Source organism: Nakamurella sp. UYEF19 (assembly GCF_040546275.1).
Lineage (GTDB): Bacteria > Actinomycetota > Actinomycetes > Mycobacteriales > Nakamurellaceae > Nakamurella.
In genome coordinates, this window is record NZ_JBEPNO010000026.1 from 59063 (window position 1) to 85625 (window position 26563).

The following is a 26563-nucleotide window of genomic DNA, read 5'->3' on the forward strand; positions in this document are numbered from 1 at the left end:
ACCATCTCCCCAGCCTAGGTCGACGGAGTCGGCACGGTGGCGACGGAGCTATGCAACCGCACGTCGCTCAGCAGGTGAAGAGCGGCCGTCCTCGTCACGGGGTCGGCATACCGCCGTTGACATTCAACGTTTCGCCGATCACGTAGCTGGATTCCTGCGATGCGAGGAAAACATAGGCCGGGGCGAGCTCAGCGGGCTGACCGGCCCGGCCCAGCGGGGTTTGCTGGCCGAACTCCTTCAGTGCTTCGGGTGGTTGGCCGCCGGCAGTCTGCAGGGGCGTCCAGATGGGCCCGGGCGCGACGACGTTGACGCGGATTCCCTGGGGGGCCAGCTGTTGGGCAAGAGCCTTGGACATGGTGTTGATGGTGGCCTTGGTGCTGGCGTAGTCGACAAGGATGGGCGACGGCGAGTAGGCCTGGATCGAACTGGTGTTGATGATGCTGGCCCCCGCCGGCAGATGGGGCAGCGCCTCCTGGATGATCCAGAACAGCGAGTCGACGTTGGTGCGGAAGGTCTTCCGGAAGCTGTCGCTCGTGACATCGGCCAGGTCCTCGACGAACTGCTGGCGTCCGGCGACATTGGCGATGACGTCGAGCCCACCCAATTCTCTGACGGTCGTCGCAATCAGACTGCGCGCGAACGCCTCGTCAGCGATGTCCCCCGGGACCAGCACCGCCTTCTGCCCGGCGTCCTCGACCAGCGCAGCGACCTCATCAGCATCGACCTGCTCCTCTGGAAGGTAGCTCAGGACCACATCGGCTCCCTCCCGGGCAAACGCGATGGCCACGGCCCGGCCGATGCCCGAGTCTGCCCCGGTCACCAGGGCTTTGCGGCCGGACAGCCGCCCTGATCCTCGGTAGGACTTCTCGCCGTGGTCGGCCTTGGGGCCAGGTCGGCGTCAAGTCCAGGCCCGTCCTGCTGCTGCTCGGGAAAGTCATCAGAGGTGTACTGGTTGACCGGGTTTCTCATCGTGTACTGATCGCTCATGCGCTGCTCCTGCTCGAAATGGCGTTGTCCTACAACCCATTCCCGGCAGTTCGCTGTTGTACACACATTTCTTGACCGGCCCTGGTCAGCTCCTGGCCGCCGGGCCTCGTAGTCAGCCTCGGCGGTGGGGGCGGACAGACCGGGCGAGGTCCGTCTGCCAGGCAATCTGTGGCAACGTGGATCGAACGCCTGGCCGATGACCACCACCGACAACCCAGCAGGGGGAAGTTCATGAGCAGCGGTAACACGAACACCGAGACCAAGGGTGAGGATTCTTCAACCGTCACGACAGGGATGGCCATTGCCGCTTCCTGGGCCTGGCGGTTCCTGGCCGTGGTTGCCGCAGTGGGCGTCTTGCTGTTCATGGTCGGCTACCTGTCGGAGGTGACGATTCCGATCGCGGTGGCGTTGTTGCTCAGCGCGCTGCTCACGCCGGTGCGCCAGTTCCTGGTCGACAAGGGGTGGCGGCAGGGCCTGGCTTCGGCGACGGTCTTCGTGGTCGGCTTCGTGCTGGTCATCACCTTGGTCACCGTGGTGATCCGACAATTCGCCTCCGGTGCCAAGGATCTGGTCAGCCAGGCCGGTGGCGGTCTGGACAAGGTCCAGAACTGGCTCGTGACCGGTCCGTTGAAGCTGTCCCAAGACCAGATCAACTCTGCCGTCACGTCGTTGAAGAAGGTGGCCGTCGACAACCAGGGCGTTCTCACCACCGGAGCGATCAGCACTGCCACGTCCGTCGCTCACATCGTCACCGGCCTGGTGCTGGCCCTGTTCACCCTGTTCTTCTTCCTGCGCGACGGCCGCAAGATCTGGACCTGGATGGTCGGCCTGATGCCCCTGCGGGCCCGGGCCCGGGTCTCCGAAGCCGCCGACAGATCCTGGGCGACGCTCACCGGTTATGTCAGGGCCACGGTTCTGGTTGCCGCCGTCGATGCCACCGGAATCGGTCTGGGTCTTCTCATCCTCGGTGTGCCACTTGCCATCCCGCTGACCGCGCTGGTCTTCCTGGCTTCCTTCATCCCCATCATCGGGGCGCTGATCAGTGGTCTGGTTGCGGTTCTGGTCGCCCTGGTCACCGTCGGTCTCGTCAAAGCCATCATCGTTCTGGCGGTGGTGATCGCAGTCCAGCAGCTGGAGGGCCATGTGCTCCAACCGGTGCTCCTGGGTAGGGCTGTCAGTCTCCATCCGTTGGCAGTCGTGTTGGCCATCGCATCCGGCGTCATCCTGCTCGGTGTTGTCGGCGGACTCCTCGCCGTCCCGATCGCGGCGTGCGCCAACGCCGCGGTCAAGTCCCTGGCCGCCACCTCCCGTACTGGGTCGACCGTCCACCGGTCCCCCGTTGGCGATGGTCCACCGGACCCCGTCTAGGTGCCGGATCGGGCCCGACGGCGGTGCAAGGAACTGGCCGGGGGTACCGGCGGGCCGCCTTTCCGTCCGGATGCGTCACCACGGCGATACGGGAGCGTACGGCTGCGGTTTGCCCATCATCAGATCGATTTCTCGAGCTGGTACCGGGCGAGCGAAATAGAAACCTTGGCAATTGTCGCAGCCCAGGTCGTTGACCATCCGGTATTGCTCGGCGGTTTCGACGCCCTCGGCGACGACGGTGATGCCCAGGTCATGGGCCAGTGCAGTCATGGCCTTGACGATGGCCAGGGTGGATGGTCTGGTCAGGTGGGAGATGAAGGAGCGATCGATCTTGATGACGTCGACCGGGAACCGGTCCAGATAGCTCAGAGAGGAGTAGCCGGTGCCGAAGTCGTCCAGGGCAATCGATACGCCCAGTGCCCTGAGGTCGGACAGCACGTCGACGGCCCGTTCGGTGTCGCGGATGAACAGCGTTTCGGTCACTTCCAAGACCAGTGATCTGTTGTTCCGGACGGGGGAGCGGTGCAGGAGAGACGCGACCATGTCGGTGAAGCCCACGGCGGTGAGTTGATCGGGAGACACGTTCACCGACATGGTCAGCCGCTCGTTCGAGTCGGTACTCGACCAGCGAAAGTGATCCACCCAGGCCTGCTGCAGCACGAATTCGCCGAGCGGAAAGATCAGCCCACTCTGTTCGGCCAGTGGGATCAGCGTCGACGGAGGGACCTGGCCGTGCTGCGGGTGATGCCATCGGACAAGGGCCTCGAATCCGGCGATGGTGCCGGTGCCGGTGTCGATGATCGGTTGATAGGCATTGCGCAGTTCCTGGCGGCACAGGGCCTCGTGCAGGTCGCGTTGCAGTCCGAGTTGCGTGTCGGCATAGAGCTGGAGAGTTTCGTCGAAGACCTGCAGTCGGTCGCCGCCACCCCGCTTGGCCAGGTACATGGCGCTGTCGGCTTCCTGCAACAACTGTTCGCAGGAGTGAGCGCCGTGAGCCGCGTAGCCGATGCCGATGCTGGCGGTGACCATCAGCGGGCCGGTGGAAAGGCTGAACCCCCTGCTGATCTCGGCCAGCAGGCGATTGGCGATGACGACAGCATCTGCCGGTGTGCGGAGGTCCTCGCACAGCACGACGAATTCGTCACCGGAGATGCGGGCCAGGGTGTCGCCCGGCCTGATGGCCTGGGTCAACCGGACCGCGACCGCGGTCAGCAGTTCATCACCCACCGAGTGACCATAGGTGTCGTTCACCGCTTTCAACCGGTCGAGGTCCAGGAACAGGGCGGAGGTCCCGGAGCGGCTGCGACGGCTGCGTCGGAACGCGTTCTCCATCCGGTCGACGAGCAGGATCCGGTTGGGCAGACCCGTCAGGGCGTCGTGCAACGCCGTCTGCTCGGCACGGTCCCGCGCGTCCTGCAGATCCCGGCGGCCACGGGCGTTGATCAGGTAGGCGCTGGCCACATCGGCCAGAATCTGCGCCGTTCCCAGTGCCGACTCCGTGAGCGGCCCAGCGGTGTAGAGATCGAGAGCACCGATTTGAACTCCGCCGTGCCTCAGCGGGAAGGCATAGACGGACTCCATGCCCAGTCCGGCTGCTGCCCTCACGAACCGCGGGAATCTGGGTTCGGTTCTCACATCGGGAATGTGCACGGCGGCGCCCTGCTGGTAGGCCAGCACACATGGACCTTCGTTCAGATCTGCCTGCAGCTGCTCGAATTGGTGCGCCACCGCATCCGACCCCGCGAGGTACGCCGGCGCCGCGCCGTCGGAGATCAGTGTCATCCCGGCTCCTGATACCGGCAGCACATCGACGATGCGGTGAACCAGTTGATCCAGGATGCTCTGTATCGGAAAGTCGGTCAGCATGGTGGCGGCGAACCCCGCAAGTACCACCGCCAACTTCGCCGCTTCCTCGATCCCTGCCCGTTCGGACGAACTGGCCCACTCCGCTACGTCGATGACGACCTCCACTCTTCTCGCCCCAGGAGATTCGCGCGGCCGGCACGCGCGGTGCGCGGGATTCGGCACCCGTGTCATCAATTCGATTTTCGGTACCTCGAGTGGTCACACTCTTGTCGCGCAGTGCCCGACGGGCGATGCCGGCAAACACTGGCGTGACTCACGTCGTGCAGAGCGTGCTCTGAGGTCGTCCCCTGACACTCGTGAGCCACAGAGGCAATCGGACCGAACGAGTGAAGGTGTTCTGCCTGGTGAACGTCCAACTCTGCACGCCCAGGCGTTGGGGGAAGGGCACCTGGGAAAATACCCGCAAATCGCGAGCATGGTATCTGATTGGACCGATCGTGTGTAAGGCGGGGATCGTCCAGGTGATTTACAGTCAGTGGTGACTTGATGGTTCACACTGGCAAAATGGGAACGCGAATCCAGTGACCACCGAGAAGCAAAGGTTGCAGGGCCGCTCGGCGGCGCATTATTTCGACGACGGCCCGGCCTCGGCGCGATTGCAGACGACGGTGGCGCTGACCGCCCGAACGCTCGGCTTCCCGACGGCCATGATCAACATCCTGGACACGACGACCCGGCACACCATCAACCTGATCGGAGCGGGCGGCGGGGTGCCTTTGGCGCGGGAGGAGGTGCTCTGCGATGTGGTGGTCAACTCGGGGCGACCTCTGGAAGTGCCCGATGCTCGAGCCGACCCACGGTTTGCTGACCTGCCGAGTGTCGTTCGCGGGGAAATCGGCTGCTACATCGGCGTACCCCTCGCAGGCCGGGAGTCCTTCATCGTCGGAGCGTTGTGCGTCATCGACCCTCGACCGCACGACATCGACCCGGATGTCGCCAACCGGCTCATGGAATTCGGTCGGATCGTGGAGGACCAACTGGACCTGGTGCGGCGTCTGGACGAGCAGCGCATCGATGGGGAGCTCGCTGTCGCCGAGTTGGCCGAAGCAATCGCCCAGGAGCAGATCGTCCCCTGGTACCAGCCGATCGTGGACCTCCCATCGGGTCGCACCGTCGGGTTCGAGGCGCTCGCCCGGTGGCAACACCCCTCCGGGGAGATGCACGATCCGAGGCGGTTCGTTCCATTGGCCGAGGACACCGATCTGATCGTCGATCTGGACCTGCTGGTGATGCGTCGGGCAGTGGCGGACCTTCGCCGTTGGCAGGAGATCAACCCCGATCTGCGGGTGAACGTCAACCTGTCCAGTCGCCACTTCAACATCGACGAGAGCGCAGCCGCAATCAACGACGCCGTGCTCAAGGCCGGGGTGTCGCCGGAGGCCGTGGATCTGGAGATCACCGAAACCACCCGACTCAACCCGGTCCGCGCCGCACAGGTGCTCGGGGAGCTGCGGGAGGCGGGATTCGGGGTCTGGCTCGATGACTTCGGGACCGGCTGGTCCGCTCTGGACTACTTGCTGAGGCTGCCGGTCAGCGGCGTCAAGATCGACCGTGCGGTATCGATCGCGCTGGGCAGCCGGCTGGGCAACGCCTTGACCAGGGCCGTCACCGGCCTGGCTTCAGAACTGCAACTGGTCACCACCATCGAAGGAATCGAAAAGCCGGAACATGCTGCGCTCGCATATGAACTGGGTTGCAACTATGCCCAGGGTTACCTGTGGTCGCCTCCCCAGCCCGCGGGCGCCGTCGACGACGCCCTGAACACGCCGGGACCTACGCATAGGGCATGAGGGTCACCGGCCTCGACCGTTTCGTGCGGGAGCGATGTCGGGGAGCGCGAACAGCGATCTCTTGGGGAATTCCAGCGTGTCGGCTTTCAGGAAGAAGTGAATTTGATTCCGTGGATGAATGCCCGCAAACTGTTGCCGATCTCGTGATCGGCATCGGCAGGTGAATCCTCCTTCAGCTGCCCGGGCAGCAGCCCGTCGACGGCCAGCATGATCCCGCCGACGACCAGAGCGATGAGTCCGCGACGGGCACTCGAGCGGCCCACATCGGGGAGGCCGGACTCGGCCAGGAGGGACTCGACCTTTCGGACCAACAGCAGGGTGGGCGCCGACTCGTCGACGGATACCCGCCGAACCTCCTGCGGTTGGTCCACTGCGGAGGCCATCACCGGCATCACCGCCGGGTTGCTGACGCCGGCACGGTAGGCCGACTGGAGCAATTCGAGCAGTCGTACGTCCCACGGCTGCTCTCGGTCGGGCTCAGGGAGCGCGGCGACCGAGCGATCCGCCATCAGCACGAAGAGCGCAGCCTTGCTCGGGAGGTGGTAGTAGAGGGACATGGCCTCCACGCCAAGTTCTTTCCCGATGCGCCGCATCGAAACACTGTCCAGGCCCTCCGTGCCGGCGAGACGGATCGCGGTGTCGACGATTCGCTCGCGGGTCAGGCCCGTCCTCGCCTTCACGGTCATTTGGTGCCATTACCCGTAGACGACCGGATTGATTCAGACTCCTGGATCTGATCCCGTCGGCCGGCAGTGTCGGTTCCATGCGCTGCCATCAACCGGGTGAGCTGGTGCCGTCCACGGATGGCCAAAGGCTCGACAGCTGCGAGGATCAGCGGACCAAGGTGCTGTTCCACGCCGTGGTCCGATCGGCGCTACTGTCGAATCGAAGAGCAGGTGACACCTGCCGCGGCGGCGGCGGATGAATGAAAGGGATTGTCATGAGCAGGGTCTGGTTCATCACCGGCGCATCCAAGGGCTTCGGTCGGGAATGGGCGGAAGCCGCTCTCGAGCGCGGTGACCGGGTCGCGGCCACCGCTCGGAAGCTCGACACGCTGGATGCATTGGTCGACCGGTTCGGCGACGCGTTCCTGCCCATCCAGTTGGACGTCACCGACCGAACCGCTGATTTCGATGCCGTCGCCAAGGCGGCCGAGCGGTTCGGGCAGCTGGACGTCGTCATCAACAATGCCGGTTACGGCCACTTCGGCATGGTCGAGGAGTTGACGGAGGAGGAAGCCCGCGCGCAGCTGGAGACCAACCTCTTCGGCGCCTTGTGGGTCACCCAGGCGGCGCTGCCGATCATGCGCGGCCAGGGGTCAGGGCACATCATCCAGGTGTCGAGCATCGGCGGGATCAGCGCTTTCCCGACGGTAGGCGCATATCACGCGTCGAAGTGGGCGCTCGAGGGGCTGAGCCAGGCACTGTCCCAGGAGGTCGCCGGATTCGGCATCAAGGTGACGCTGATCGAGCCCGGGGGGTACTCCACAGACTGGTCCGGACCCTCGGCGAAGCGAAGCGACGAGATCGCGGCGTACGCCGACGTGCGGGAGGCGGCGAAGAATCGACCTTCGGCGGCCGCTCCGGGCGACCCGGTCGCGACCCGCGGCGCCATCCTCAAGGTGGTCGACGCCGAGGAACCGCCACTGCGGATCTTCTTCGGCAGGACGCCGCTCGAGATCGCCACCAAGGACTACGAGTCACGTCTGGCGACCTGGAACCACTGGCAGCCGATCTCGGTGGAGGCCTACGGCGCCTGACGTCAGTCAGCAGGGCGGTAGCGTGCCGCGATCGGGAGCGACCACCCGATCTGGAATTCATTGATCAGCCTCCGACCAGCGAAATGGGGACCCGATGCCCGAGGCCCGCCCGCCGTTGCCGCCCTTCAACCTGGAGACCGCCACCGCGAAGGTGCTGGCTGCCGAGGACGCCTGGAACAGCCGTGATCCGATCCGTGTATCGCTCGCCTACACCGAAAACTCCGTCTGGCGGAACCGGGACTCCTTCGTCGTCGGACGGGACGCGATCGTGCAGCTGCTCACCGACAAGTGGGAGCGGGAGCTCGATTACGTGCTCCGCAAGAGTCTCTGGGCCTTCGGAGACGACCGCATCGCCGTCCGCTTCCAATACGAATCCCACGATCACGACGGGCAGTGGTATCGCAGCTACGGCAACGAGTTGTGGGAATTCGACGGGCTCGGCCTGATGCGACGTCGTGAAGCGAGCATCAACGACGTCGCCATCACCGAAGCAGAACGACGCTACTTCGGCCCTCGTCCCGATCACCAACGCGGACCGGGCAACGACATCCCCCTGCAGTGATCAGGCCGGACCACCCAGTTCGCGCAGCCGGCGATGGAGGAATCGACGCTCGGCAGTGGTCCGGGCCTGTTCCAGAGCTCCCCGGTACGCCTCGATCGCCTCCGACGCGCGGCCGGCCCGGCGCAGCAGATCGGCTCTGACCGCCGGGATGAGGTGATAGCCGGCCAGTCTCGGATCAGCCTGGACCTGCGCCATTGACGACAACCCACCCTCGGGCCCGTCGCGAAACCCGATGGCCACAGCACGATTCAGCGCGATCACCGGTGAATCCTGCAGACGCAGCAGCGCGTCGTACGACTCGACGATCCGTCCCCAATCGGTCTCGTCCGGGGTTGGGGCGGTGCTGTGCACGGCGGCGATCTCGGCCTGCAATCGGTACTGACCGGCCGGCCTTCCTGATCTTCGCGACGTCAGCAGACTGCTGATCCCGTTGGCGATCTCGCGCTGGTTCCAACAACTTCTGTCCTGCTCGTCCATCGGGATCAGATCGCCGACGGCATCGACCCGCGCCGCGCGACGCGCCTGCTGCAGCAACAACAATGCCCGGAGACCATGTACCTCGTCGTCATCCGGGAGCAGCGCGGCGAGAAGTGAGGACAGAGTGAGTGCCTCGACCGCAAGGTCATCGCGCACACCGTCCCCATCCGTGGCCGAATACCCCTCGTTGAACAACAAATAGATGACGGCCAGCACGCCCGCTGTCCGCTCGGCCATCCGGTGCGGCGCGGGTACCTGGAGCGAGATTCCGGCGTGGGCGATCTTGTTGCGGGTCCGTAGCAGTCGCTGGCCCATCGTGGCCTCGGAAACCAGAAAGGCCCTTGCCACCTCCCGGGTGGACAATCCGGACACCGTCTTCAGGGTCAGCGCGACCCGACCGGCGAGGGGCAGAGCCGGGTGGCAGCAGGTGAACAGCAACGCAAGCCGGTCGTCCCCGGAGTTCATCTCGGTGGGATCCCGCTCGCTCATTCGTTGCAGCACAACGAGTTTCTCCCGTTCGGTGCGCCGTCGGCGCAAGACGTCGACGGCCCGCCGATGGGCGGTGGTGGTCAACCAGGCAAGCGGCTTGTCCGGAATACCGTCTCGCGGCCAACTGTCAAGGGCGCGGATGGCCGCGTCCTGCACGCAGTCCTCGGCCAGTTCCCATTCGCCTGTGAGCCGGATGAGGCCGGCAACGATGCGCAGCCTCCCCTCGACCATCGCACGGTCCAGGGTGGCCGCGACGTCACCCGTCCGCGCGGCTCCGCTCTCCTGGTGCACGTTTCCCGCGGCTTCGCTCTCCTGGTCCGCCACCGCCGCTTCGCTCTCCAGGTCGACGACGCGCCTCAGCCCTCGTCGATCGGCCAGAACGGCCGGACCTCGATGCGGCCGTGGTGGGCCATCGGGTGCTTGGAGGCGATCTCGATCGCCTCGTCCAGATCGTCGCATTCGAGCACGTCGAATCCGACCACCCACTCCTTGGACTCCGCGAACGGCCCGTCTGTCAGCAACAGTTCGCCCGACCTGACGCGCACCGTGGTGGCATCCTCACGCGGTCGCAACCGATCGCCCATGATCCACTTGCCCCGGGAACTCACGTCCTCGAACCAGGCCTCGATGTCCGGGGCAGCGTGGGGATCGGCGTCCGGGTCGGTGTCGGTGGCTACGAACATCAGGTACTTCATGCAGGTCTCCTTCTCGTCAGTGGCTGTACGAACCTTAAGACGATCGGCAGATCGGCGATCCGACATCCCCTCGCAAAGACGGCCGCAGATCGAGCCGGGTCAGAGTTTCCGGAGCGCGGGCAGGATCTCGGCGGTGGCAGCCTCGAAGAAGCTGGTCTGGTGGTCGGCGCCGACCTGCACGAGTGCCAGGTCCGTATAGCCGGCATCGAAGAACTTCTTCGCCGCGGCCACGACGGCGCCGACATCGTTGCCGCACGGGATGACCTCGGCGACATCCTCGGGACGGGTCGTCTCGGCGGCGCTGGCGAAGGCAGCCGGGCTCGGCAGCTCCGCGTTGACCTTCCAGCCCGGCAGGCTCCAACGGAACAATTCGTGTGCACGCGTCGTCGCAGCTTCGACGTCCGAGTCCCAGGAGATGGGCAGTTGCGCGACCTTGCGCGACTTGCTGCCGCTGAACTGGTCCCACATGCCAGTCAGTTCCGGTTCCGGGTCGATGCCGATCATCACGTCGCCGATCGGTCCGAACGTCTCGCAGGATTGCCTTCCGGAGACGGCGATCCCGATCGGCACACGGACTTCGGGCAGGTCCCAGAGCCTGGCCGAATCGACCTGCAGATACTTGCCCTGGTAGTTCACCGAGCCACCGTCGAACAGCTGGTTGATGATGTCGATGGCCTCGACCAACCTGGCCTGACGAACGTTCGCCCCCGGCCACCCGGTGGCCACGATGTGCTCGTTCAGGGCCTCGCCCGATCCGAGCCCGAGGGTGAACCGATTGCCGGAGATGATCTGCAGGGTGGCCGCCTGCTGAGCGACCACTGCCGGGTGATACCGGAAGGTCGGAGAGGTCACGTAGGTCATGAGAGCGATGCCGTCGGTCGCCTGTGCCACCGCGCCGAGCGTCACCCAGGCATTGGGAGAGTGGCCCATCTCCTCGAGCCAGGGGAAGTAGTGGTCACTGCTGACTTCGAAGTCGAAGCCGGCTTGCTCGGCAGCGACGCTGTGCCGGATGAGTTCGCGAGGGCCGGCCTGCTCGGTCATGAGGGTGTATCCGATGGACGTCATCTGACCATGATGCCAGAGCAGAACAATTGTGTGACAACAGCTTTCCTCTCTGTGCAAGCGTCTCCAAGATGTTTGGGCCAGCCGATGACGGGGTAAAAGGCGGCGGATTCGGCGACGAGGAGATCCATGTCCGGACAGCCGGGGAGGGATCCGTGTGCCATCGGCGAGTGGATCGAAAGCGACTTCGGTGCCCCGGTTCTGGATGCGGTCAGCCGAGACGGGCAGTCAACTCGAGGTTGATGCCATCAGGATCCTGCAGCGACAGGATCGCCAGTCCGAAGGAGGAAACCGAGGTGGTCGAGGCCGACCCTGGTCTACTCGCGGGCGCGGTGCTCGTGGCCCCATCAGGTCTCATCGGGAGGCAGCAGTTGCCCCCGGGGCGCGACGCGGTTCGATCACGCCTCGAATCAGGGTGCACGCATCCCCGATGTGATTGCCCAGATAGGTGCCCTTCACCCCTTCTCGGCTCTCGAAGGTGGCAAAAGCGTTGCCCGCGTAGAAGACGGTCGTTCCGCTGTCGTGGACTGCGGTGATGGCGGGTAGGGCGTGGCTGCGGTGCGCGGCGAGGTGAGAGGTCACCACGACCGCCGCAGGCGGGGTCGCTGCGACCGCGAACATCAAGGAGCTGGCCGAGATCCGGGCGCCCAACACGCGGCAGTGCCAACCCTGCAACCGCAGGAGCAGCGCAAGTGCTTCGCCGGCGAGGGTATGTCGGTCCCGGGGCCCGCACGCCAGGAACACCGGGCGTCGGTGGGTGGGTACCGGTGCTCTGGTGCTGAGCTCGTCCAGCCACGCCCGCACCGTCTCGGTGGTCATCAACTCCTGCGCGATGCTGTAGTTGCCGGCCGCCCACCAGACCCCGATCTGCCGCATGGTCGGCAGGACGACCTCGTCGATGCAGACCGCCACCCCGATGGTGGCTGCGGCCTCGCTCAGAACTCGGGTGATACCAACCGAATCCAGCCGGATCGACGCATCCAGGACCTCGCGACGGCAGGTGGCGGCCGGTCCGTCTTCACTCACGGGCGAATCCTTCCCTCGCTGGGCCAGGACCAGTCGATCGAGGCAGGCCCTCGGGACGTCAGAAGCACTGCTCGTCGACTGTGCCGCATCATTCGCCCGGCGACGCCACTCCTGCCGCTCTTGCATAGCTTCCGACCTTGTCGCCGGTCCGTGCCGGGACCGATCTGGCACCGCAGACGCTCATTGGCCATGTCTGGCCAGCGCCGTGTCTCCCGGCGCCGACAAAAGTCTGTCGGCCCAACGGATCGTGTTCAGCTGGAATACCAGATCCTGCACTGTCGAATCTCCCGCCGTCCGTTTCGGCCACCTTCAAGCCCTGATCTGCGGCGCGTCAGGCACTCTCGGGGTCTGGCAAAGGGCGCCGGGTCAGGTGTCCCAACTCGTCCAGAACACCCGTGGCGATGTCGGCGAGGGATCGCTCCTCCCCGGCGCGGATCCACTGCGCGAACGCGATCCGGAAGACGGTGGCGCCGGATTCCGCTGCGAGGGTGGCGCCAGGTTCGCTGATGCCCCTCTCCCTCAGAGCGCCGGCGACGGCTGTGGCCAGGCCGGCAAGTTTGTGCCGTTCGCGTTCCTGGAGCGCGGGATTCTGATCGATGACGGTTTGCCGCGCCCGGGAGTACGGCCGCCGGCCGTCCGGGAAGAATGCCGTCGCCGACCGGAGGGCGGAGGCGATGACCTCGAGCGGTGCGGCCGGTGACGGGACGGCATCGACACCGTCCAGGAATACCTGGACGAATTGGTCCTGCCCGTAGAACAGCACTTCCCGCTTGTCGCTGAAGTGGCGGAAGAAGGTCCGCTCGGTGAGGCCGACGGCGTGGGCGATCTCCGCCGCTGTCGTCTGCTCGAATCCCTGGGTCGTGAACAACTCGAGGGCCGCCACCTGCAACCGCTCTGTCGCCCCCGTCTCCCAACGCACCATGGGGTCCATTCTAGTGATGGCAGTGACTGTCGTCAGCGTGTACGGTCATGTCTGTGGCTGACATCAGTCGGCTGGGCTCGATTCATGACGATGTTCCGCTCGTCGGCGGAGCAGAAGGAGATCATCGACATGCACGTTTTCGTCACCGGAGCTTCCGGCTGGATCGGTTCCGCCACCGTCGACGAGCTACTCGCCGCCGGGCACGACGTCACCGGGCTTGCCCGGTCCGACAGCTCGGCCGCGGCCCTCGGGGCCAAGGGCGTCCGCGTCCGCCGGGGCGATCTCGACGACCTCGAGAGCATTCGGGGTGGTGCCGAGAATGCTGACGCCGTCATCCATCTCGCGAACAAGCACGACTGGTCCAACCCGGCCGCGTCCAATGCAGCCGAGCGGGCGGCCGTCCAGGAGATCGGTGATGCCCTCGTTGGCAGCAACCGTCCCTTCCTGCTGGCCTCGGGTGTCGCCGCACTGACCCAGGGGCGGCCCGCAGCCGAGAGCGACCCGTCCCCGTTCCACGGCCCCGAGTCGCCACGCGGGGGGAGTGAGAACCTTGCGCTCGAGTTCGTCGACCGCGGCGTCGGCACGGTCAGCCTGCGGTTTGCGCCGACCGTTCATGCCGCCGGCGACCACGGCTTCGTCGCGGCCATCGCCGCGATCGCCCGTCAGCAGGGTGTGTCCGGCTACCCCGGGGATGGCACCAACCGGTGGGCGGCCGTGCACCGCTCCGACGCAGTGCGCCTGGTCGCCCTGGGACTCGAGAAGGCCGCGCCCGGCACACGTCTGCACGCAGTGGCCGAGAACGGGATCCCGACTCGTGACATCGCCGACGCCATCGGTCGTGCTCTCGGCCTGCCCGTCAGGTCGATCGACCCGGAGAACGTCCACGCGCACTTCGGATGGATCGGTACCTTCTTCGGCATGGATCTGACGGCGACGAGCGGTGCGACCCAGGATCTTCTCGCCTGGACCCCCACCGGCCCGACGCTCCTCCAGGACCTCGACAACGGCGCCTACCCTGCGTGAGATGGCGCGCCTTCCGAGAGGGATTCGCAGTCGGCTCGGATGGACCTGCCGAAACGCCCCACGCGGGCGCTCGACAAAAGTTAACGTATTCGCATGATCAGGTTCCAGGGCGTGGAGACCGTGTGCGGGCACCCGCGCGACGCGGTCTTCGCTGCCGGGATGGTCAAGGCCAATTGGCCGACGGCGGCCGGGGTTCGCCTCGGTCCGGACGCGGAGAAGCTGGTCGATGGGGGTCGGGTCACCGCGACGTTGGATCTACCGGGCTTGGTCCTGGCCGTGACGGGCAAGGTCACCCGGTTCGAACCGGGCAGCCGGGTCGAGGCTTCCGGCCACCAGGCAGGAATCTGGGCCGCCACCACGGTCTGGATGGACGACAACACCGAAAGCGTCGACCGATCCGGCCCGGACGCCGACCTGCGGACCTCGGTGACCTGGCTCTTCGAAGCTCGTCTGCCGTTCTGGTTGTCCGTGTTCGAGTTCCCGGCCACCGTCGCGATCAAGGTCGCCATCCCCGTGCTCCGGGAACGTTTCATCGCGAACATCCTGCGCTACCTGGACGAATCCGGGGCCCGGTTCGACACCCGACATGCTCTGGTGGACCAGTCCCAGGAGGGCTGAACCAGGCCGGACGAGTAGAGTCGTGCTCCGGAGATGGCATCCGCGTAGGCCGGCCACCCAGCGGGTACTGACCGCTGGCTGGCCTCGAAACCCTCGTGCCGGCCATCGTCGACCCTCTTCAGGGTCCGGTAACTCATGGAGGCACGGGTGCAGATCAGTCGACGTCATTTCCTCGGAGCGGCCGGGGCCGCCGCCGCGCCGCTTCTCCTGGCAGGTTGCGGTTTCACCACCTCGAACTCGGTCGGGCCGACCGACAGCAACACGCTGACCTTCACCACCTGGGGGACCGACAGCGAGCTGGCGGGTTTCCGATCTGCCATCGCGGCATTCGAGAAGGCCAATACCGGGTCCAAGGTCTCGCTCAATGCCGTTCCCTATGCGCAGATGTTCACCAACATCGACGCGCAACTCCAGGCCGGCAACCCGCCGGACATCTTCCGCGTGCCCTACTACACCTTCGGCCGGTACGCCGGGAGCGGCCAGCTCCTGGACCTGACGTCGCACGTGGACAAGTCTTTCGGTGACCGCTTCACTCCGGCGGCGTGGGCGGCCGTGCAGAACGCGGCCAAGCCGTACGGGGTGCCGCACCACACCGACACGTCCGCGATTCTCTACAACAAGGCGGCCCTCCAGTCCGCCGGCATCACCTCGGTGCCCACCACCCTGGACAAGGCGTGGACCTGGGACGAGTTCCAACAGGTCCTGCAGACGCTGCGCAAGAACATGCCGTCCACCAAATACCCGTTCGCCTACAACTGGCAGGGCAACGGTGTCACCCGCTGGCTCAGCTGGCTGTTCGAGGGCAACGGTCGGTTCCTGTCGACCGACCTGATCCAGCCGGCCATCGACTCGGATGCGGGCCGCGCGGCCATCGACTTCACGAAGAGCTTCTTCCCGCAACGGTTCGTGCCGCCGAACAGTTCGACGAAATCGTCGACCCTCGCGGCGGACCTCTGGTACTCCCAGACCACTGCCATGGTGTCCTCCGGCGCCTTTGCCATCCCGGACGCGACGAAAACCCTGACGTTCGAGTGGGGCGCGACCTTCTCGCCGCGGAAGAGCCGCGCTGCCAGCGACTTCGGTGGTAACGCTCTGGTCGCCACCGCGACGACCAAGCAGCCGGCGTTGGCCGCTTCCTTCCTGGACTACCTGACCCAGCAGGAGCAGATGAGCAACTTCTGCGCCGGCGCGTCGCTGTTGCCCACCCGCCGCGACCTCGTCACCGGCGGCATCAAGTTCGCGGTCCGTCCCGAACTCTCCCCGGTCTTCATCGGGCAGGCCAGCACGGTGCAGCCGGCCGATTCCGGGCAGGTCGCCTCGCCGTCGATGTCCAAGATCATCACGGTGCTCAAGGATCAACTGGAGCAGGCGTTTCTCGGGGGACAGAGCACGGACAAGACCGTCGCCGGCATCACGACGGGAATCGCCGCGGCGACGGCGCCGGCCAAGTGACGACCGGCCGGGACGTCGACGAACTTCGCGAGGAGATCTCCGCGGCACCGCCGTTCGCTGGACCCGCCGTGCCCACCCGTCGACGCGGCGGGAGGATGTCTCGTCGACGGGTTGGTACGGCTGGCGAGTCGTTGACCGCCTACGCGTTCTTGGCGCCGAACATGTTGCTGCTGTTGGTCTTCGTGCTCTTCCCGCTGGGTTGGGCGGTGGTCGTCAGCCTCCAGCAGACGAACGGATTCGGCGCCGGCGCCTTCGTCGGGCTGGCGAACTATCGTCACCTGTTCAGCGACCCGCTGTTCTGGCGGTCGACGGTGAACACCGTCGTGTTCACCGTCGTCGTCACGCCGGTCTCGATGGCGCTCGGTCTGGGCATCGCGGTCCTGCTCAATTCGGTCCTGCCCGCGCGTGGGCTGTTCCGCTCGATTCTCATCACGCCGATGGCCATTTCCGGGGTGGCGACCGCGCTGCTCGGACTCCTCTTGTTCGACGAGAACAATGGCGTGCTGGACAAGCTCCTCGACTTCATCGGCCTTCCCGCCGTCCATTGGCAGTCGGGCAGCGCAGCCGCTTTTGCCTCCGTCGTCCTGGTGACGCTGTGGTGGCGAGTCGGTTTCAACATGCTCATCTATCTCGCTGGGATGCAGAGCATCGGCCCGGAGCTGTACGAGGCGGCGCGGCTCGATGGTGCCGGTGCCTGGCAACGGATCCGCTATGTGACCGTTCCGCTGGTCGGTCCCTCCTCGTTCTTCCTGCTGATCCTCAACGTCATCTATTCGTTCCAGGTCTTCGACATCATTTTCGTGATGACCGGGGGCGGACCGGAGAACGCAACGTCGGTATTGGTCACCTACGCCTACGACCAGGGATTCGTGACAAGGGACCAGGGCTACGCCGCCGCCATCGGCATGGTGCTGCTCCTGCTGATGATGATCTTCACCGCAGTCCAGTGGCGCCTGAGCCGCAATCGGGATCTCGTCGAATGAGAGGGGGACGGTGATGTCTCAAATCCTTGCTGGGCAGGATGTCTCGTCGGGTGGACGCGGGGAGGTGGATGCCGGGCGACGTCGTCGTCGCCGAGAGCGAAGTGGCCGGGCGTCGCGGGTGGTGGCCGCGATCGTGGTGAGCGTGGTGCTGGTCTTCCCGCTCTACTGGATGGTCGTCGTCGCCTTCTCCTCGCGGGTCGACCTGCTGGCCGGCGAATTGCGGTTGTGGCCGCGGGAGTTGACGCTGGAGAATTTCCGGCAGGTGCTCTCGTCCTTTCCGGTTGCCACCTGGTTCGGGAATTCCGTCGCCATTGCGCTGGTGGTCGCGGCCATCACGGTAACGGTGAGCATGTTGGCCGGCTATGCGTTCGCCCATCTACGTTTCCGCGGGTCGAGTCTGTTCTTCCTGATCTGTCTGGCGACGTTGATGATTCCTGTCCAGGTCATCATGGTGACCCTGTTCAAACTGGTCACGGCGCTCGGTCTGTACGGCAGCTACTGGGCGGTGATCCTACCGACCTCGGCCTCGGCTTTCGGTGTGTTCCTGGCCCGGCAGTTCATCCTGGCCATTCCGCGCGACCTGATCGAGGCCGCACGGATCGATGGTGCCGGGCACCTGCGGGTCTTCGTCCGGATCGTGCTGCCGCTGTCCCGTCCGCTCCTGGCGGTCCTGTTCTTCATGAGCGTGCTGCAGACCTGGAACGACTTCGCCTGGCCGTTGATCGCGTTGAAGCAGAACCAACTCTTCACCCTGCCCATCGGGCTGCTCTACCTGCAGGGCCAGTTCGGTTCCGACTACGGCGGGACGATGGCCTTCGCGCTGATCAACGTCACGCCGATGGTGGTGCTGTTCCTCATCTTCCAGCGCTACTTCGTCCAGGGCTTTGCACGCAGCGGTATCCGCTGAAGCGGATCGGCGACCTAGCCGTCGCAACCTGTAGCAGTTCGTAGCCGATCGCCGTAGAATGCGCAGCGGTTTCGTGACGACCTGGATGCCGTGGTGGACCAGGACATTGCCCTGTGACCGCTGCTCCCGTGGGTGTCCTGGATACCTCTGTTGTCATCGATCTCGCGTTCATAGAACCGCGCCTGCTCCCGACTAGTTCTGCGATCACTGCAATCACCATGGCGGAACTGGCGGCTGGAGTCCATGCAACGGACGACGCCACCGAACGGGCGATCCGCCAGCAGCGGATCCAGTGGGCCGAGTCCGCGGTCGTCCCGCTGCCGTTCGACGCGGCCTGCGCCCGCAACTAGGGGCTGCTCTACGCGGCGGTCCGGTCGGCCGTACGGCAGCCGCGGCGGAGGCCTGCGGACCTGCTGGTCGCCGCGACTGCGGTGGGTCATCACGTGCCGCTGTTCACCCGGAATCCAGATGATTTTGCAGGACTCGATCGTTACCTGGTCGTCCACGCCGTCTAGCGGTCAGTCGAGGTGGCGGATCGCACGGCGGTCGCGGTCGGATCGACGTCCGGACGGATGCGCGGTCTCGACTCGCTCCACTGTGCCGCGTGGTGTTGCGCGACATGCCGAGACCGACCGTCAGTGGTCGAGCGGGTAGCAAAAGGCTGATCTATGTCCGATTCGTCGGTTTTGTGATCCCCGCAACTCGCTCGATACGGGTGAAGGTGCGAATCTCCTGCGCTCGGTGCCAGTCCATCGCAGAGGCATGTCAGATCGCGACGCTGCCGATGGTCAGGCCCACCGCGATCAGCATCACGGCCATCACGCAGGCCGCCGCCACCTCGTTCTGGGTGACGATCTCCCGGAGGTTGTGGCTGCGGACGACGAGCAGGTCCACCACGAAGATCAGCAGGACCAGCAGGACGTATCCCAGCACGAACGTGACGGCGAAGCCCACCAGACCCGCGGCCCAGCCGGTGAAGTCGCCGGCAATGGCCAGGCGCAGGACGAAGCCGAGCCCGATCACCAGACCGGCGCTGATCACGGACGCCGCCAGGTTGTTGTCGCCGAGCTGCTTGCGGCGGCGGAACGGGCCGATCAGTCCCAGCACCACGTACCCGAGGAGCAGGGCGAGGAACCCGAGCGCCGAGAACACGATGGTGGCGGCGATCGCCTGGCCGAGGCTGGAGGCGGTACCACTCAGTGCTGCGTTGAAGATCAGGCCGGACGCCAGGTAGAACCCGCCCTTCGTGATGGCATCGGCGACGGTCCCGGTGGCCAGGGAGTCCATGCCGCCGTGGTGGTGGATGGTCGCGTCGAAGACCCAGTTGAGCGCGAGCAGAACGATCGAGACGCCGGCTCCCCACGCCAGGAGCGGTCCGAGGTCGCCCCAGACGGTCTCGCCGGCCGTCCCGACCAGCGGCAGCAGCGCGATGGCCTGGGCCAGCAGGATGCTGACACGCACGACGACGTAGGCCAGATTGCGGCGCTCGAACAGCTCCTTCTCGTCGTCGAAAGCGGTCAGCCGATCGATTGCCGCCCACAGGGCGATCAGGAACGCGACGACGACGACGATCTTGAGCCCGGCGACGGCGTAGGCGCCGAATCCGGGCAGGTCGTACTTGGTGGTCAGGACGTTCATACGGTCATCCCGCTTTCGTTCTCGATGATGCAGTGCGGCGCGAAGAAGGACTGGTTGTCGGTGATGAGTCCGGCCGATTCCCGGAGGCCGAGGCCGACGGCCTCGCCGTCGACCATCCAGACGCCGAGCACCGGATGGTGCGGGCCGTCGAGGCCCTCGAAGTTCGGCAGCGGCGCATAGGCCTGTCGGATGGAACCCTCGGTGCCGTAGGGCCCTGGCTGCGAATCCACCATGCGGCCCGCCTCCACCAGGCGCACATTGGCGCCCTCCCGGCCGAAGAAAGGTTTCTCGGCGTAACTGGTGAACCCCGCCGGCTCCTCGCCCGAGAAATAGGCCGGCAGCAGGAACTTCGACCGTTCGGGGTCGTCCCCATACATCTCCCACAACACCGGCAGGATGGCCTTGTTGCTCCACATCATCTTGTACGGCGGCTCGATCCACGTGGTGCCCTCGATGCCGAACACCGACCACAGCATCGAGTGGGGACCTGACTGGAGCGTGTTCCAGAGCACCGACCTCCCGAAGGCGTCCTCGTTGAGCTGCTCCCAGGGATACAGCTTGAAGATCACCTCGATGTCGTCGCCGTCCACGTCGTAGAACCGGCACGGCGTGACGGCCACACCGTTCATCGGTTCCGGGGTCATGTCCTGTGTCTCGGCCATCTTGATCTCCTCGGTGAAGAGGAATTTGACCTCGAGGCCGGCCTCCCGCGCGGCGTCGGCCATGCAGAGGACGTTGAACTTGTCCTCGCCCGACTCGTCCAGCGAACTCCATGCGAAATGGACAATCGGGATTTTCCGGCCCGTCCGCCGCCGCATGAGGTCGATGTTGCGGGTCCACGCCTTGACCAGGGCGTCGTAGACGTTGTTCCACTGATCACGGTGAGCCGCAGCGTCGTTCTGCAGCAGCCAGTTCCACTGGATCACCGCCGTCTCCAACAGCGACGTCGGGGTGTCGGCGTTGAACTCGAGCAGCTTGGGGTCGGCCAGGGTCGGATCGGCGGCCAGCAGTTCCGGGTCGTTGCCGTAGCGGAGATCGAAACGGCCGTAGATGCTGGGCGCAAAGCGGCCGGGGGTCGATTCGTCGTTCCAGGTCTGGACGATCGCCGGGACGGCCCAGGCCGGAATACCCATCTTGTCGAACAGATTGTTCTCGATGATGTGGTCGCCGGCGGCCACGAACATGCTGAAGAGAGTGTTCGCGGCGTCGGCCAGGTACTCGGTCTCCGAAGTGGTGAAGGAGTAGTACTGCGCCTCCCGCCAGTAGGAGACATCCTGTCCACCGACATTGGTCATCGAGTAGACGAGACCCTCGGACTCGATCTGCGTCTGCCAGGCCTGCCGGAAAGCGCCGTTCTGGTGACGCCTCATCAGCTACCCGAACTGTGGGAACTGCTGCCGCCGCTGCCCTTGCCGATGCCGCCACTGCGCACCGAGGTACCGCCTACCTTGCCGCTGCTGGGCAAACCCGCCCGGGAGCGGGCCGACGTGTCGCCGGGGCTGATGAACGAACTGCGGCTGCCAGACGGCACCACGCTGCCACTGGAGTAGCGCGTCGAGGCCATGAAGATGAAGAAGCCGCCGCCCGAGCCGTAGTAGCGAGCGTCGTCGCAGTAGTAGTCGGCGACGACCTGACCCTGCGGGTTCACGCAGTTCGCGTACTGGTCGGACCCGCTGCTGCTGCTGCACGCCGACAGGCTCGGCAGGACCAGGACGCCGGCCAGCGCCGACTGCACGAGATGCAGATTCCGCCGTTGACGCGGTTGTTCGGACAAAAGCCTTCCTCCCTCGGGCACGGCCACCGCAACCCCTCCTGGTGACCCCGGCATTTGTAGCACCTCTGCACCCGACGTCGTGGGTTAACTCGCCGTTTACTACGGTCTCGAGGGAAGTTGGTTTGCGTGGTGGGGAGGGAGGCAGTTGGTGCAGGACGGGCGTCCTCCGGGCGAAGCGGCCGGTCGCGACATAGCGCATCGATACCTGGAGTCCATCCGGGGTCTGGATCCGTCCGCCGCGCAGGCACTCGGCCAGGATCCGCCGTCGCTGATCCCGGATCTCGGACCGGAGGCCTTCGCGCAGCGGCGTGCCGCGGACGGACGGGCGCTGGCGGAGATCTCCACCGATCTGGCCGGCGACCCGCTGACCACTGCGCTCGCCGAACGACTGACGGCCGACACCGCCCTCTACGACTCGGGTTTCACCACCAGCCTCCTGGCTCCGCTGGCGACGCCGGTGCACCTGCTGCGGCAGGTGTTCGACGACCTTCCGGCCGACTCCGAGGACGACTGGGTTCGTATCGCCGATCACCTGACGGCGGCAGCTACCGGCTACTCCCGATACAGCGACACCCTCGGCCACTCAGCCCGAGGTGGACACCGTGTCGCGGCCCGGCAGGTACACGGGATGGCGACCGCGGTCGACTCCTGGATCGATCCGGCCGGCACCGACTTCTACCGCCGGCTGGTCCGGGGATTCTCCGGATCCCCGTCCCTGCGGGCCCGGTTGGTCGCGGCCGCCGATCAGGTGTCTGCCGCGGCCGCGGGGTTCGCCGAGTTCCTCCGCCGCGAGCTGCTGCCCGGCGCCGACCAGTCCGACGCCGTCGGGTCAGAGATGTATCAGGTGACGTCATCGGCCTTTCTGGGCGCCGACGTCGATCTCGACGAGCTGTACCAGTACGGCTGGTCCGAGCTGCGCCGCCTGACGACCGCGGCTGCCTCGGTGGCGAAGCGGGCGACCGGCACCGATGACCTCCCGTCGGCGCGGCAGATGCTGGACCGATTCCCCGGCGCGACGGTGGCGGTCGGCGACGAGCTGGTCCGGTGGTTGCAGGATCGGCTGGATTCGACGTTCGAAGCTCTGCAGGGCAGGCACTTCGACATTCCCGAACGGGGGGCTCCCGTCCGTGCGGCCATGGTGACCGCAGGCTCCGGAGTGATGTACTACGCGCCGGCCGACCAGGCACTGACCCGCCCGGGGCGGGTGTGGTGGTCGGTCCCGCCGGGTACCACCACCGTGCCGACCTGGCGGGAGGTGAGCAGCATTCATCACGAGGGTCTGCCGGGCCACCACCTGCAGTTCGCGGTGACTTCCGGATTGGAACACCTGCATCCCTGGCAGCGCAACCTGTGTCACGTGCACGGATACGCGGAGGGGTGGGCTCACTACGCGGAACAACTCGCGGTCGAACTCGGGTTGGTCCGGGGCGACGCCGAATATCTCGGAGTGCTTGACGCGCAGATCTGGCGGGCGGCGCGCATCGTCATCGATCTGGGACTGCACACCGGCCGTGCGATCCCCGGAGGTACCGGGCTACTCGAGGAGCGCGACTGGACCCCCGATGTAGCCGTGGAATTTCTCGCCCGGACCGCCGGGATCGACAGGGCAACAGCAGCTTTCGAGGTCGAGCGCTATCTTGGATGGCCGGGTCAGGCATTGGCGTTCAAGGTTGGGGCGCGCCTGCTGGACGAAGTCCGGACAAGCCGACAACGACTGCTGGGCAGCGACTTCGACCTCCGGGCGTTTCACCGGGATCTGCTGTCACTCGGGCCGATGGGCCTGGCGCCGCTGCGGAAGCTGTTGTCCGGCGCGGACACCAGAAGCCCCCGGCACCCATGAGGGTGCCGGAGGCCTTCGGATGTGCGGCGCCGCTGGTGCGCTCGGGCGGCGGCGTGCTGAGGTTGCTTGTCGCCTCAGACCGCCGTGTAGATGGAGACCCAGTCGATCAGCAGGTGACCGGCCGTGGCCGGGTCCGGTTTGCCACCGCTGGTACCGACCTGCATCACCCAGTGCAGTGGGTTCACCGGGACGTCCACCGTGTCGTTGAGAATCGTCTTGCCGTCCAGGATCATGGTGACCCGGTCGGCCCGCCATTCGATGGTCGCGGTGTGCCAGTCGTAGTAGGTCGTGCCGGGCTTGGTGTAGCTGCAGTTGTCCCTGGCGTGTCCGATGCAGTGGACGTAGCCGGACATCACCTGGTCCAGACCGCCTTCGGGGAAGTCGATCTCGCCGTCGTCCCAGTTGCCGCTGTCCGGCCACAACAGCCAGCCCGTCCCGAAGTGCGGGAGGTAGTCGGATCGGAAGCGCACGCTGAAGCGGCCGTAGGTCTGGCCGCCCCACTTGCCGGTGACCAACGGAACCGGGGCGGCGCCCAGGGCCTTCCCGTTCTCGGTGTGCAGGTACATGTCGAGGTTGCCGTTGTGGACCGAGAGGATGTCCTTCGAGTACATCCCGTTGCCCGAGCTGTCCTGAAATCCGTCATAGGCGGTCCACTTGGAGGCGTACGAGCCCGGGAACCCGCCCATGGCAACGTCAGTGGTGAAGTCGTCGCTGAAAACCTGCTTCCAGCCCGGTAGGTCGCCGATGGGCATGGCCTGGCCGCTGTCGACGGGAGCCGGAGCGGTCGGTGCTGCCACCGTGGGGTCCACGTAGAAGGTCTGGCGCGGTGACACCGTCGGCCACCCGCCGTTGACCTTGACGCATCCCCAGTAGGTGTAGGTGCCGGGGCTCAGAACGCGGGTGGAGGTGATCGTGGTCCCGCTCGGCGTCAGCACCACGTTGGCCGTGGTCGGGAAATCGACCGCGCCGTTGGTCGAGTTGAGGGCGCAGATCCCGGCGACCGTGGCCGTGGTCGGGGTGGAGGCGGCGATGACGGTGGTCGCGGTGATGGTGCGGTTCGAGACATCGGCAGAGAGGCCCATGTTGGTGTAGACGCCGTTGGTGAAGGTGCTCGGAGTCGTCGTCGGTGGACCGCTGGAGGTGGAAGAGCCGGGCGCCGGCGTCGTGGTGGTCGTCGTCGGCGTCGATGTGGTCGCAACCGGTGTGGTCGGCGTCGATGTGGTCGCAACCGGTGTGGTCGGCGTCGTTGTGGTCGCAACCGGTGTGGTCGGACCCGGACCGGACGTCGGGCCGGTGGCCGGCACGACGAGTGTCCGACGCGGACCGATGGTCGGCCAGCCACCGTTGACCTTTGCGCAGGCCCAGTAGGTGTAGCTGCCCGGGTTCAGTGTTCTGCTGGCGGCGATCGTGGTGCCACTCGTGGAGATGGTGACGTTGGAGGTGAATGAGAAGTCCACCGATCCGTTGGTGGAGTTCAGCGCGCAGATGCCGGCCGAGGTGGCGGTCACCGGCGTGGATGCGGCGACGACGCTGGTTGCGGTCACCGTCCTGCCGCTGACCGTGTAGTTCAGCGACTTGCTGGTGTAGGTGGTGCCGGCCGCGGAGGCCGGGGCGACCAGCGTGACGAGGGTGGCGGCGACGATGGATGCGATGCCGGCGCAGGTGGCGGACCGCCTGGCAATCGATCGACGACGGGCAGTTCGGTTTTGCATGATCAAGACCCCTTGGCTACCCAATTCGTCGACCGTGGCCCTGGACGATGAACACTTTCTGTGGATGACTGCACACTCAACGTAGTAACGATTACCGAGCGCAGTCAAGGGTTCAGCTTCTGTAACTTTAGGTGATCGCCACGCCAGGCTTCGTTGGCCGCGACGGTGTCATGGGATGGCTCGGCGACATCCGAACGGGATGCTCGCGGAACCTGCTGAGCACGTCGGGTGGGCCGAGGACCACAGGCGGCTGTCCGAGATCGTCACCATGCCACCGGCCTCGGGTGGTCCGTACCTCAGAGTGCTGACATCCAGGTCGCGAACACGGCGGGATGGTCGGTCGGGCAACGAAGCACATCCACCCTGCCTTGCATAGTTCACCCGTAGAAAGAGATGTTCCCAAGAAGTAACGTCCCCGGCGTCGGTCAAACAACGTGCCGACGCAGCTACCGGCGAAAGGCCATCCGGTGTTCGACCGCACCGCCTCCACCTCTCTGACACCGCAGGCATCGGGTCCTGCCCGGGTAGCAGCAGAAGATCTCGGTTTCGCTGAACTCGTGACCAGGTTCGCGCTCTCCCTGCAGGATGTCGCGTCACCCCCGCTCGACCTGGTGGACCAGATCGTCGAGGGCGCGATCCGACTGGTCCCCGGCGCACAGCACGCCGCGGTGGTGACCGCCGATCAGCAGGGCCGACTTTCGGCCGCAGTGGTGGCAGGTAACGGCGTACCCCGTCGGGTGATGGCCCTCCAGAACGAGTGGCAGGAGGGTCCCTGTCGAGATGCGATCGCCGATGGCAAGCTCATCGTGGCGCCCGACGTCGCCACCGATATCAGGTGGCCGAGTTTCGCGCCGGCTGCGGCCTCGGAGGGGGCCGGCAGCATGTTGTGCATCCCGCTCGTCGTGAACTCCCGGACGCTGGGTGCGCTGACCCTCATCGGACATGCCGACGCGTTCGACGACGAAGCGCAGAGCTTGGGTAGGGTGTTCGCTGCCCATGCGGCCATCGCACTTGCTGCCGCCCGCACGGCGACGAACCTGAACACGGCGTTGAGCAGTCGGGACGTCATCGGACAGGCCAAGGGCATTCTGATGGAACGGTTCCGGATCACACCCGAGTTGGCTTTCACCGCGCTGGTGAAGGCCTCGGCCGACGCAAACGTCAAACTGCGCACCGTCTGCGAGGAGCTCTGCGAGACGGGCCTCCTGGTGGGGAAGCAGGCCAGGAAACAAAGCTGAGCCCGAACGGCTTCGTGCCCGACGCACTGCGTCAAGATTCCGGTCCGCCTCGTTTTACCTGGGTGGAGGTCGGGCATGATCCCGATGGGCAGGAAACGACTGCAGGCGCCTTCCTGCTCAGGTCCCGCCGGTTGAAAATGCAGCCGGCGGGACCGACTCGTCCTGCGCCCCATCACCTTGCAGGATCCCGACCCGCCAACCGTGGCTGCTTCCGCCATCACCGGTCACCTCGCGAAGCCCACGCTGCTCGGTCGGTCTCAGGGGATCTGCCTTCCCGCGTCCTAGGAGACTCCTGAACAACCCGGGTTTGGGGGTGACGTCGCCGGCGGCGTGTCGGGCTCGGACTGTGAGCAGGCCGGTGTGCGGTGGTGGCGC

24 protein-coding genes and 1 pseudogene are annotated in these 26563 nt (G+C 65.9%); 12 read left to right on the forward strand and 13 right to left on the reverse strand.

The window, feature by feature from the left end; translation table 11 throughout:
- Positions 1-94 precede the first annotated feature (94 nt).
- A pseudogene (locus ABIB25_RS24510) lies at positions 95-987 on the reverse strand (glucose 1-dehydrogenase).
- A 231-nt stretch (positions 988-1218) separates the two neighbouring features.
- Between ABIB25_RS24510 and ABIB25_RS24515 the strand changes: the two are divergent.
- The gene (locus ABIB25_RS24515) at positions 1219-2355 is read left to right on the forward strand and encodes an AI-2E family transporter (protein ID WP_354531152.1); all 1137 of its coding nucleotides are present in this window, start codon (positions 1219-1221) and stop codon (positions 2353-2355) included.
- Between the two features lie 75 nt (positions 2356-2430).
- Here ABIB25_RS24515 and ABIB25_RS24520 read toward each other — a convergent pair whose 3' ends face one another.
- A complete protein-coding gene (locus ABIB25_RS24520; RefSeq protein WP_354531153.1) occupies positions 2431-4392 on the reverse strand; it encodes a putative bifunctional diguanylate cyclase/phosphodiesterase in 1962 nt (653 codons plus the stop codon).
- Positions 4393-4742: 350 nt separating this feature from the next.
- On the opposite strand from ABIB25_RS24520, the gene ABIB25_RS24525 reads away from it, so the two are divergent.
- Positions 4743-6011: a sensor domain-containing phosphodiesterase gene (locus tag ABIB25_RS24525; protein ID WP_354531154.1), complete on the forward strand. Its 1269-nt coding sequence runs from the start codon at positions 4743-4745 to the stop codon at positions 6009-6011.
- An 86-nt stretch (positions 6012-6097) separates the two neighbouring features.
- Here the strand turns inward: ABIB25_RS24525 and ABIB25_RS24530 are convergent, their stop codons facing one another.
- Positions 6098-6691: a TetR/AcrR family transcriptional regulator gene (locus ABIB25_RS24530; protein ID WP_354531155.1), complete on the reverse strand. Its 594-nt coding sequence runs from the start codon at positions 6689-6691 to the stop codon at positions 6098-6100.
- Between the two features lie 260 nt (positions 6692-6951).
- On the opposite strand from ABIB25_RS24530, the gene ABIB25_RS24535 reads away from it, so the two are divergent.
- A complete protein-coding gene (locus ABIB25_RS24535; protein WP_354531156.1) occupies positions 6952-7770 on the forward strand; it encodes an SDR family oxidoreductase in 819 nt (272 codons plus the stop codon).
- A 94-nt stretch (positions 7771-7864) separates the two neighbouring features.
- Complete coding sequence (locus ABIB25_RS24540) at positions 7865-8332, forward strand: nuclear transport factor 2 family protein (RefSeq protein ID WP_354531157.1); 468 nt, start codon at positions 7865-7867, stop codon at positions 8330-8332.
- On the opposite strand, the gene ABIB25_RS24545 is transcribed toward ABIB25_RS24540, so the two are convergent.
- The 5 genes from ABIB25_RS24545 to ABIB25_RS24565 all read right to left on the reverse strand — a co-directional run bounded on the left by ABIB25_RS24545 (position 8333) and on the right by ABIB25_RS24565 (position 13003).
- Positions 8333-9529 carry an RNA polymerase sigma factor gene (locus ABIB25_RS24545; RefSeq protein WP_502919896.1) on the reverse strand — a complete coding sequence of 399 codons (1197 nt, stop codon included), beginning with the start codon at positions 9527-9529 and terminating at the stop codon, positions 8333-8335.
- A 125-nt stretch (positions 9530-9654) separates the two neighbouring features.
- Positions 9655-9993: a YciI family protein gene (locus tag ABIB25_RS24550; RefSeq protein ID WP_354531159.1), complete on the reverse strand. Its 339-nt coding sequence runs from the start codon at positions 9991-9993 to the stop codon at positions 9655-9657.
- Positions 9994-10092: 99 nt separating this feature from the next.
- A complete protein-coding gene (locus ABIB25_RS24555; RefSeq protein WP_354531160.1) occupies positions 10093-11058 on the reverse strand; it encodes a TIGR03557 family F420-dependent LLM class oxidoreductase in 966 nt (321 codons plus the stop codon).
- A gap of 351 nt (positions 11059-11409) precedes the next feature.
- On the reverse strand, positions 11410-12081 hold the full coding sequence (locus ABIB25_RS24560) for a B12-binding domain-containing protein (RefSeq protein WP_354531161.1): 672 nt from the start codon (positions 12079-12081) through the stop codon (positions 11410-11412).
- Between the two features lie 331 nt (positions 12082-12412).
- Positions 12413-13003: a TetR/AcrR family transcriptional regulator gene (locus tag ABIB25_RS24565; RefSeq protein WP_354531162.1), complete on the reverse strand. Its 591-nt coding sequence runs from the start codon at positions 13001-13003 to the stop codon at positions 12413-12415.
- A gap of 129 nt (positions 13004-13132) precedes the next feature.
- On the opposite strand from ABIB25_RS24565, the gene ABIB25_RS24570 reads away from it, so the two are divergent.
- From ABIB25_RS24570 to ABIB25_RS24595, 6 genes are all read left to right on the forward strand, one after another.
- Complete coding sequence (locus ABIB25_RS24570) at positions 13133-14026, forward strand: SDR family oxidoreductase (protein WP_354531177.1); 894 nt, start codon at positions 13133-13135, stop codon at positions 14024-14026.
- A gap of 93 nt (positions 14027-14119) precedes the next feature.
- Complete coding sequence (locus ABIB25_RS24575) at positions 14120-14644, forward strand: hypothetical protein (RefSeq protein WP_354531163.1); 525 nt, start codon at positions 14120-14122, stop codon at positions 14642-14644.
- Between the two features lie 147 nt (positions 14645-14791).
- Positions 14792-16096 carry an ABC transporter substrate-binding protein gene (locus ABIB25_RS24580; protein ID WP_354531164.1) on the forward strand — a complete coding sequence of 435 codons (1305 nt, stop codon included), beginning with the start codon at positions 14792-14794 and terminating at the stop codon, positions 16094-16096.
- The gene (locus tag ABIB25_RS24585) at positions 16093-17079 is read left to right on the forward strand and encodes a carbohydrate ABC transporter permease (RefSeq protein ID WP_354531165.1); all 987 of its coding nucleotides are present in this window, start codon (positions 16093-16095) and stop codon (positions 17077-17079) included. The genes ABIB25_RS24580 and ABIB25_RS24585 overlap by 4 nt, the downstream gene beginning before the upstream one ends.
- 13 nt (positions 17080-17092) lie before the next feature.
- Positions 17093-17986 carry a carbohydrate ABC transporter permease gene (locus ABIB25_RS24590; RefSeq protein WP_354531166.1) on the forward strand — a complete coding sequence of 298 codons (894 nt, stop codon included), beginning with the start codon at positions 17093-17095 and terminating at the stop codon, positions 17984-17986.
- Between the two features lie 113 nt (positions 17987-18099).
- Positions 18100-18336 carry a PIN domain-containing protein gene (locus ABIB25_RS24595; RefSeq protein ID WP_354531167.1) on the forward strand — a complete coding sequence of 79 codons (237 nt, stop codon included), beginning with the start codon at positions 18100-18102 and terminating at the stop codon, positions 18334-18336.
- 415 nt (positions 18337-18751) lie between these two features.
- Here the strand turns inward: ABIB25_RS24595 and ABIB25_RS24600 are convergent, their stop codons facing one another.
- From ABIB25_RS24600 to ABIB25_RS24610, 3 genes are read right to left on the reverse strand one after another with little or no spacing between them, the layout of a single operon-like run.
- A complete protein-coding gene (locus ABIB25_RS24600) occupies positions 18752-19624 on the reverse strand; it encodes a DUF350 domain-containing protein (protein WP_354531168.1) in 873 nt (290 codons plus the stop codon).
- Positions 19621-20994, reverse strand: a complete 1374-nt coding sequence (locus tag ABIB25_RS24605) for a glutathionylspermidine synthase family protein (protein ID WP_354531169.1) — start codon at positions 20992-20994, stop codon at positions 19621-19623. The genes ABIB25_RS24600 and ABIB25_RS24605 overlap by 4 nt, the downstream gene beginning before the upstream one ends.
- Positions 20994-21398 carry a hypothetical protein gene (locus ABIB25_RS24610; RefSeq protein ID WP_354531170.1) on the reverse strand — a complete coding sequence of 135 codons (405 nt, stop codon included), beginning with the start codon at positions 21396-21398 and terminating at the stop codon, positions 20994-20996. Before ABIB25_RS24610 ends, ABIB25_RS24605 begins: the two co-directional genes overlap by 1 nt.
- A gap of 148 nt (positions 21399-21546) precedes the next feature.
- Here ABIB25_RS24610 and ABIB25_RS24615 point away from each other — a divergent pair, with 148 nt between their 5' ends.
- Positions 21547-23238, forward strand: a complete 1692-nt coding sequence (locus ABIB25_RS24615) for a DUF885 domain-containing protein (RefSeq protein ID WP_354531171.1) — start codon at positions 21547-21549, stop codon at positions 23236-23238.
- Between the two features lie 74 nt (positions 23239-23312).
- On the opposite strand, the gene ABIB25_RS24620 is transcribed toward ABIB25_RS24615, so the two are convergent.
- Complete coding sequence (locus ABIB25_RS24620) at positions 23313-24950, reverse strand: glycoside hydrolase family 16 protein (RefSeq protein ID WP_354531172.1); 1638 nt, start codon at positions 24948-24950, stop codon at positions 23313-23315.
- A 557-nt stretch (positions 24951-25507) separates the two neighbouring features.
- On the opposite strand from ABIB25_RS24620, the gene ABIB25_RS24625 reads away from it, so the two are divergent.
- Positions 25508-26188: a GAF and ANTAR domain-containing protein gene (locus ABIB25_RS24625; RefSeq protein ID WP_354531173.1), complete on the forward strand. Its 681-nt coding sequence runs from the start codon at positions 25508-25510 to the stop codon at positions 26186-26188.
- Between the two features lie 117 nt (positions 26189-26305).
- Here ABIB25_RS24625 and ABIB25_RS24630 read toward each other — a convergent pair.
- Positions 26306-26563: hypothetical protein (locus tag ABIB25_RS24630; protein ID WP_354531174.1), on the reverse strand; the 258-nt coding region annotated here is incomplete at its 5' end.